Here is a 1304-nt window from a genome sequence, read left to right on the forward strand (position 1 = left end):
ATCAGCTTAAGCTAGATTCCAAAGGTTCTGATATGTTTATCAGGGCCTTTCTTTTTTCTTCGTATCCCGGATCAAAGACTGATTCGGTTTTGTAAAGGATATACATCAGCTCCAGTAATTTCCTTTGTATTGCCACCAATGCTTTCATTTTTATCCCGTGTCTTCCTACCAATCCGGCATATGTTCTTTTATATTGCTCACAGTGTTTTACTGCCGTCAGTGCAGGAAGATGCACCGCTTTTCTGAGATATCGGTTACCTTTCTTTGATATTCTAGGTTTCCCTTTTACCGATATTCCCGACTGTTTTTCTCTGACATCGAGGCCGGCATAGCTGGTCAGCTGTTTCTTGTTTCGGATCAGTTCAAAACCGTTGGTTTCTGCCAGTACAATTGCGGCTGTGAGTTCACCCACCCCCGGTATTGTTGTCATATTTTTTACATGGTCTTGCACTTTTTTGTCCTCCCTTATCATTTGGCTGATCTCCTTTTTGATTTCCTTTTCCTGCCCGTTGAGCAGTTTGAGTCTCTTATTCAATCTCTTCAAGGAGTTAAGATTAGGGAAAGCCTCGGAGTTTTCTGCGTGCAACTGGTTTTTTATAACCGTTCTCTCAGCCACAATCTGCTCTCTTTCCCTTGTAAGCTGCTTGATTTTGCTAAAAATCGGACGGGCAGGCTCCCAGGTATCCAAATTTCTTTCCAAGCCAAAGCGTGTTATTGCCTCAGCAGCGGTTTTATCGGTAACTGTTTTGATATCCAGGGTCCGTGCATAATTACTGATCTTGTTGGGAAGGACAATGGATACTTTTTTGGATTTCTTATGTAGCCAGTGAGCCAGCTTCTCATGATACACACCCGTAGCCTCCATAACAAACAGAACCTCGGTTTCTGCTGATAATTGCTTGTCAGTCCAATTAATCAGTTTGACAAACCCCTTTTCTGTGTTTTTGAACACCTCATCGGACTTAAATTTGATATTTAATTCTTCGTTGAGAAAACCGAATTTACTTACCAGTTCGTCCATGGCAACATCGATACCGACCACTTGTTTGAGAATCTTCATAGCTTTAGAGTTTAAGTTAAACAAAGCAAAGTGGATGTCTCCCTTTCGTTTTTTCTCCTGTTCGGATATTGTTGCTATATCGCCTAATCACGATATGCATTACATTCTGTTTAAACTCTAAGAGAAAGAAAGAGATGGGGTATTATCTCTGTGAGAATATACCATAATAGGTTATTTGGACACGGATTCACTCCCATCTCTCACCACTTTATGTTAATTTATGAAATCATTTTAAACATAGGAG

At 40.5% G+C, this 1304-nt stretch carries 1 protein-coding gene; it reads right to left on the reverse strand.

Annotation, left to right across the window (positions count from 1 at the left end; genetic code table 11):
• Position 1 precedes the first annotated feature (1 nt).
• Positions 2–1060 carry an IS110 family RNA-guided transposase gene (locus M3O96_RS21860; RefSeq protein ID WP_249725434.1) on the reverse strand — a complete coding sequence of 353 codons (1059 nt, stop codon included), beginning with the start codon at positions 1058–1060 and terminating at the stop codon, positions 2–4.
• Between the last annotated feature and the right edge of the window lie 244 nt (positions 1061–1304).

This window comes from Aquiflexum sp. TKW24L, assembly GCF_023502205.1.
GTDB lineage: Bacteria > Bacteroidota > Bacteroidia > Cytophagales > Cyclobacteriaceae > Cognataquiflexum.